This window comes from Roseicyclus sp. (assembly GCF_965662675.1).
Classification (GTDB): domain Bacteria; phylum Pseudomonadota; class Alphaproteobacteria; order Rhodobacterales; family Rhodobacteraceae; genus Roseicyclus.
The window spans coordinates 35,788-42,699 of record NZ_CBFIIK010000012.1 but is presented as its reverse complement, the minus strand read 5'-3'; the positions used below and the strand labels follow the sequence as shown (position 1 = coordinate 42,699).

General features: G+C 57.8%; 7 protein-coding genes. 4 read left to right on the top strand and 3 right to left on the bottom strand.

Annotated elements, in window-relative coordinates:
- From tig to ACTG4J_RS04200, 3 genes are all read left to right on the top strand, one after another.
- A partial coding sequence (gene tig / locus ACTG4J_RS04210; RefSeq protein WP_439137361.1) for a trigger factor occupies positions 1–1,324 on the top strand: 1,324 nt, incomplete at its 5' end.
- 244 nt (positions 1,325–1,568) lie between these two features.
- Entirely contained in the window at positions 1,569–3,080 is a 1,512-nt protein-coding gene (locus tag ACTG4J_RS04205) for a hypothetical protein (RefSeq protein WP_439137359.1), read from the top strand.
- An 80-nt stretch (positions 3,081–3,160) separates the two neighbouring features.
- On the top strand, positions 3,161–3,622 hold the full coding sequence (locus tag ACTG4J_RS04200; protein ID WP_439137358.1) for a hypothetical protein: 462 nt from the start codon (positions 3,161–3,163) through the stop codon (positions 3,620–3,622).
- Between the two features lies 1 nt (position 3,623).
- On the opposite strand, the gene ACTG4J_RS04195 is transcribed toward ACTG4J_RS04200, so the two are convergent.
- Entirely contained in the window at positions 3,624–4,808 is a 1,185-nt protein-coding gene (locus ACTG4J_RS04195) for a PQQ-dependent sugar dehydrogenase (RefSeq protein WP_439137357.1), read from the bottom strand.
- 401 nt (positions 4,809–5,209) lie between these two features.
- On the opposite strand from ACTG4J_RS04195, the gene ACTG4J_RS04190 reads away from it, so the two are divergent.
- On the top strand, positions 5,210–5,476 hold the full coding sequence (locus tag ACTG4J_RS04190) for a hypothetical protein (RefSeq protein ID WP_439137355.1): 267 nt from the start codon (positions 5,210–5,212) through the stop codon (positions 5,474–5,476).
- Between the two features lie 113 nt (positions 5,477–5,589).
- Here ACTG4J_RS04190 and ACTG4J_RS04185 read toward each other — a convergent pair whose 3' ends face one another.
- Both ACTG4J_RS04185 and rplI read right to left on the bottom strand, forming a co-directional pair.
- Positions 5,590–6,054 carry a hypothetical protein gene (locus tag ACTG4J_RS04185; RefSeq protein ID WP_439137353.1) on the bottom strand — a complete coding sequence of 155 codons (465 nt, stop codon included), beginning with the start codon at positions 6,052–6,054 and terminating at the stop codon, positions 5,590–5,592.
- 254 nt (positions 6,055–6,308) lie between these two features.
- Complete coding sequence (gene rplI, locus ACTG4J_RS04180; protein WP_439137351.1) at positions 6,309–6,908, bottom strand: 50S ribosomal protein L9; 600 nt, start codon at positions 6,906–6,908, stop codon at positions 6,309–6,311.
- Positions 6,909–6,912 lie beyond the last annotated feature (4 nt).

Genomic DNA, 6,912 nt, shown 5'->3' with positions numbered 1-6,912 from the left:
GCAGATCACCGAGACCTTGGCCGAGGGCCTCAAGCGCGAATACCAGATCACCATCACCGGTGCCGATCTCGAGGCGAAGGTGAACGAAAAGCTGGTCGAGGCGCAGCCCGAGATCGCCATGAAGGGCTTTCGCAAGGGCAAGGTGCCGATGGCGCTTTTGAAAAAGCAATTCGGCCCCCGCCTGTTGGGCGAAGCGATGCAAGAAGCCGTCGATGGCGCGATGCAAGATCACCTTGAAAAAAGCGGCGATCGCCCGGCGATGCAGCCCGACGTCAAGATGACGAACGAGGATTGGAAAGAGGGCGACGATATCGTCGTTTCGCTCTCTTATGAAAAGCTGCCCGAGATTCCGGCGGTCGATTTCAAGAAGATCAAGATCGAAAAGCTTGTCGCCCAGCCGGCGGACGCGGAAATCGACGAGGCGCTGAACAATCTTGCGGCCAGCGCGCAGAATTTCGAAACCAAGAAGGGCAAGGCCGCCGATGGCGATCAGGCCGTGATCGATTTCGTCGGCAAGCTCGACGGCGAGGCGTTCGAGGGTGGTTCGGCCGAGGATTACCCGCTGGTTCTGGGCTCGGGCTCGTTCATTCCCGGCTTCGAAGAGCAGTTGATCGGCGCCAAGGCCGGTGAAGAAAAATCCGTCAACGTGACTTTCCCCGCCGAATACGGCGCGGCCCATCTGGCGGGCAAGGATGTCGTGTTCGATGTGACCGTGAAAGAGGTCAAAAAGCCGGTTCCGGCGGCTGTCGATGATGAGTTGGCCAAGAAATACGGCGCCGAGGATCTTGCTGCGCTCAAGGGTCAGATCAGCGAGCGCATGGCTGCTGAATATGCCGGTGCAGCGCGTCAGGTTCTCAAGCGCAAGCTGCTCGATCAACTCGACGCGCAGGTCGCGGTCGAATTGCCGCCGAGCCTTGTCGCGGCCGAGGCGGAGCAGATCGCCCACCAGCTATGGCACGAGGAAAACCCCGATGTGCAGGGCCATGATCACCCCGAGATCACGCCGAGCGATGAGCATCTGAAGCTGGCCGAGCGCCGCGTGAAGCTAGGCCTGCTTTTGGCCGAGCTTGGCCAGAAGAACGAAGTCACCGTTTCGGATGCCGAGATGACGCAAGCCATCATGATGCAGGCCCGTCAGTACCCCGGTCAGGAACGCGCCTTCTTTGAATTCATCCAGCAAAATCAGGCCGCGCAGCAGCAGCTCCGCGCGCCGCTGTTCGAAGACAAGGTCATCGATTTCATCGTGGAATTGGCCGATGTCAGCGAAAAGACCATCAGCAAGGATGATCTGAAGGCCGCCGTCGACGCGCTGGAAGACGAATAAATCAGCCCGCGCCTTTTGCGGGAGACTGGATTGGGGCGGCCGCCGGGCCGCCCTTTTTTGTAATGCGGCCATTTTGGATCATGATTTTTCTAGCGTTGGTCCAGAGGCAAGCGTAGCTTCGAGGGGTAAATCGTGGTCGGTGTTTCGCGCAGCAGGGCTGTGCTTGGACAAAACATGCGGTCATGCGGTGAATGACGACCCCCGGCCCGGTAATGGCTTGGGGCGAGATTGAAAGGGGCGGCACATGAAACCTTTTCCACTGGGATTGATCGCGTTCATGGGCGCAGGAACGGCGGCTTGGGCGTGTCCCGATGTCGGACTTTCAAACGTTGCGGTGGGCTATGAGGCAGCCGCATTTGCGCAGGTGCAGACCGTTTCCTTGACCGCAGGCGGCACGCATGCGCTACAAAGCTGTGATCTTGGCGCGATAGGATTTGGCCGCTTCCATGCGGCGCCCGATCATTCCTTTGTCGTTGCGGATACCGCGGCGCAGGATTTGGTTCTGGCAGTTACCTCGGATTGCGATGCGAGCTTGCTGGTCCATACCGCCGATGGGCAATGGCGTTTCAATGATGATGGCAATGGGAATCTGGACCCACGGCTGACGCTTGCGGCTGGACCTGCCTTGGATGGAACGGTCGATGTCTGGGTCGGCAGTTTCGGCGATGAAACTTGCCCAGCCACGTTGCAGCTTGCGCAAGCGACCGTGGCCGCGCCCATCACACCATTTTCGCGCGCTCCGGTCAGATCCGCGCCCTTGGGTGGCAACGCGCCGCTGCTGGCGCAGGCGCAAGCGCCGCTGCCCGCCCCTTTGCCGATGCCCGCACCGATGCCCGCACCGATCCCGGCGCCCATCCCGGCTCCGGTGCCCGCTCCGATACCCGCGCCGATGCCGGCTGCGGTGTGTCCTAACCCCAATCTGGTCGGGCCATCGTTGAATGTGACGGGTCCGCAATTGATGGCGGGACAGGCTTATGTCGCGCAGAGCGGGGGGCAGCATGAAATCGATGCATGCCCCGGCATCAATGGATATGGCTTTGCCAATGAGGCGCCGAGCTTCACCTTGTTCATGTCGCAGATGGATGGCTATGATTTTACCGCCGAGACGGTATCGGATTGCGATCCGACGATGATCATCCGCGATGCATCCGGTCAGTGGTATTTCAACGATGATGGCCCCACCGGCTTGCAGCCCCAGCTTGTCTTGAACGGGGCGCAGTTGAATGGGCGTGTCGATATCTGGGTCGGCGGTTTCGGCGGTGGCACGTGCCAAGGCACGATCGTGTTCCGAACAGTGGCTGCCACGATGCCCAGCGTGCCGGGTGCGGGCATGCAGGGCTGTCCGAACCCAAGCTTGCAGGGTGGCATGGCTGTCACGACGAACGGAGCGGCACTGTTCACCCCCACGAACTATGCGGTCTTGGCTGGTGGGACACAGGATGTGGGCCTTTGCGGGCTGCCGATCTTTGCATCCGGCTTTTTCCCGGCACAGCCGAGCGTGAGTTTTCTGCTTTCGGGTATGGAGAATTATGCGCGGTTGGAAATCCAAGGGCAATCGAGCTGCGATACGGTGATGTTGGTCCGCACCCCGGATGGAAATTGGTATTTCGACGATGACAGCAACGGCAATCTTGATCCGATGCTCGATCTCTATGGCGCGGCAAGGTTGAACGGCCGGGTGGATGTTTGGGTCGGCACCTATGATGGCGGTGGCAATTGTCAGGCCACGATCGAAATGGAGACATGGGATAACTGAATGACGCATGCCGGGCTTGGGCCGTTGGTGGGCCCACGGCTACTAGCGGTTTTTTAACTCTCTTCCGGCAGGCTGTTGTCATGACACGGCCTGCCTTTTTCTTTTCGCTGATCTTTTGGCCCTTGCTTGCAGGGGTGGGCTTTGCTTGCCCTGACCCCGATATCGCACCGATGGAACGCCATAGCGCGAAGGGGCGCGATCTATGGAACCCCGCGCGCTTCGATGTGCTGGCGGGGGGGGTGCATCATCTGCATGATTGCGAACTGATCGGATGGGGCCATGTCCGTAGGGCGCCGGATTTCGTGTTCGACCTCAACCGGATGCGCCGTTTTCGGCGGCTGCATCTTCGTTCCAACGCGGCATGCGATACGATCTTGTTATTGCGCGCACCTTCGGGGCGGTGGTTCTTCGATGATGATAGCGGCGTCGGCCAAACCGCTTCGTTGAGTTTGGCTGATCCGGATGATGGGGCATATGCCGTATGGGTCGGCTCTTTCCGACCTGAAGGGTGCGATGCGGTGCTGACGCTTGAGACCTTTTAGCCTATCGCGCAAGTCGCATCAGCCGTGAGCGGGGGCCTTCATCGGTGACGAAGAGTATGGCCCCGTCATGATCCACGGCGATATCGCGGACACGGGCGATGCCTTCAGCGAGCCGTTCTTCGGCGATCACCCGGTCGTCGGCGAGGTCGAGCCGCACAACCGCTTGCGCGACCAATCCCGCCGCCAAGATGTCGCCGCGCCATGCGGGGAACATATCACCATCATAGATGACCATGCCGCCCGGCGCGATCACGGGGTCCCAGTAGTAGCGTGGGGGAATGAAATCGGGCGCATGTGCCGCGCGGCCTTGGCCGATCTCGCGCCCATTGTAGTTAACCCCGTAGCTGACAACCGGCCAGCCGTAGTTGCCGCCCGGTGTGATCAGGTTCAATTCATCGCCACCCGCAGGCCCGTGTTCCAATGTCCATAGCTGCCCTGTCGCGGGGTCATGGGCGATGCCTTGGATATTGCGGTGGCCATAGGAAACAAGGCCGGGCAGGGCGTCTGCCACGCTGGGCCGTTCGTTGGGCGGGCTGCCATCGGGCATGATCCGGATCACGGCGCCATAGCCGGTGGCGGGGTCTTGCGCGCGCTCTGCATGGCGCATCCGGTCGCCTGTGGTGAGGGCAAGACTGCCATCCGGCAGGGGTTCTATGCGGCTGCCGTAATGCCCCGGGGCCGTGGCTGCGGGTGATTGGCGGAAAATCTCGACCAGATCCAGCAGTTGAGTGTGATCGTTCGACAGGCGCGCCCGTGCTGCGGCGGTGGCGCTGCGCCCGATCCCGTCGGGGGCAGAATAGCTAAGATAGAGCAAACGGCTGCGCGCGAAATCAGGCGAGAGCGTGATATCGAGCAGACCACCTTGCCGTTGGGCGAAGATGTCGGGAAGTCCTGCAATGGGCGAAGAGATCGCGCCATTACGCGTCACATGGCGCAGATGCCCGTCACGCTCGGTCACGAGATAGCCGGCCATGCCGGGCAGCACCGCGATCGCCCAAGGTGTGTCGAGGCCCTCGCTGACGAGCGAGAGGGCAGGGGCGGGGTTGGTGATGTCGACCGGCGCTTCGGTTTGGCTGGGAAAGGCCGGGGTGATGCCGGGACGATTGGGCGCGCCGTCAGGCCAAGCTTGGGTCCAGGCTACGCCGGGGATCGATGCGACAATGAAAGAAAATGCATATGTTTTCATGATCGGTGCTTAACTCAAAACTCGCATAATGGGCACTACGTTCAACATGTCGGAAGCGTGCGACACTTAGGGCGGTTAGGGCGCGAAGCGATCCGCCCTAATGTCCTGTGGGTGAGAAGACCAGTTTTGCTTATGGTCCGTGAACTGACAAGCCAAGAAGAAAGTGCTCCGCCGCGACGGCGCAGCGCGAGCGCCCTGACTAGCACGAGGGTGTGAAGCAAGGCTTCGCTATGACTAAGATTATATAGCCTTTAGCCAACAGTGAATTCGGCAGGAGGCATTCAGCATCCGCAAATCTATCGTTGTTCGTCATATTTGAACAATGTCACGAGCAGTGCGAATATCAAAAGCGGCCTTGTGAAATAGAAAGCCGCGAGGATCGGCTTTTCCGCGTAGTCGTAATGTACAGAGAAAAGCAAGGTCTGATCAATGGTGGCATTCAAAAGGTACATCAACATCAGGACAACAAAAAAACGGAAATAGAAATTGAAATAATATGCGATGTTGAAGCCAACAAGAAGCCAAATGGTTATATTGGCCCGCGCGCTCAAGACCGCGAGGTATCCTTCGGTTATTATGTCCTGATTGATCGCGTCAGCAAAGAATCTTTTCATAAAAACGAAAACACCAATAAAGCATATCGCATAAATATTCACAAACCGAAATGAGACCCTGAAGATTTTGCTTTGCGTGGCCAGCCGTCTGATCTGCACGGAAGTCCGATCAAACATCTGAAGAAACGCATGATACTCATCGTCATTTAGTTTCTTATTCATACGATTCAAGATCCATTCTTAAGTCGCAAATGCAGTTCGAAGCACATCCATAAAAGACTAATGATTATGAATGGCCTTAGGATCATAACTGCGTTTATCGCCGCTGATTGAGGATATTTCATGATATTGTAAAGCACAAAAACATCGTCAATGTAGACCATGACAATCCAGGCGGTAATGCCAACCATAAAGTAGAAAAGTCGACGCAAGGACGTAAGAAGCAACACCGGAAAAACAATCAAGATCACGCTAATGAAGATCACGCGGACAACGCTGAGGTGAAAAACCGCACGCTCACCGACTGTCCCGCTGGCGTTCAGAAATTCAAGGTCAGCAAAAAGAATTGCAATTACAGCTAAGATACCTGTGCCGTAACCAAACGCGATGCACAGCCAAAATACACGTGATAAATTTGGTATATTTGCCTGGATATGCAATGCTAGATTTGCCAGCACTTTAACCTGTCCCAAGAGTTCGTTGACTTCTCAATATGTAGGCGTCATGCATTTAATTTGCCCAACATGTTGCACCATTTCTGCAAAAACGCAATCATTTTCTCTTTCTGGAAGGGTTGCATCACCGAGCCAAATGCAGCGCGTTTCTACTTATGCTGTGCCAATAGCGCTGTGCTTAGCGATCCTGAGGCAAGTTTTCGTTCGATTGCCACAAACGAAATAGGCCGCATCCCAAGGGACGCGGCCTAACATTTTCGCGAGGCGTGGCCTTAATTGCCAGCGTCGTCGCTCGATCCACCTTCGTCGTCGAGTTGCGCACCGCCAAGATCGTCGAAAAGCTCGGCGATCTCGAATTCGGCTGCGGCTTCTTCCTCGGCGGCAAGTTCCTGAATGGTCTTGCCGGAGGCCTGAAGCTCTGCCTCCTCGGCGGAGCGTGCGACGTTGAGCACGATCTCAAGGGTCACTTCAGGGTGCAGCACGACGCGAACGGCGTGCAGGCCCAGATCCTTGATCGGGCGCAGCAGTTGAACCTGCTGACGGTCGACCGTGATCCCCGAGGCTGTGGCGGCATCGGCGGCGTCACGGGTCGTGACGGAGCCGTAGAGCGCGCCTGCATCGGATGCGGAGCGGATGATGATGTACTGCTGGCCGTCCAAACGGGCGGCAAGCTGCTCGGCTTCTTTGCGGGTCTCGAGGTTGCGTGCTTCGAGCTGCGCTTTTTTCGCTTCGAAAGCAGCGCGGTTGGCGTCATTGGCCCGCATCGCTTTTTTCTGCGGCAGAAGGTAATTGCGGGCGTAACCATCCTTGACGGTCACAACCTCACCCATCTGGCCAAGCTTGGCCACGCGTTCGAGTAGGATGACTTCCATTGCT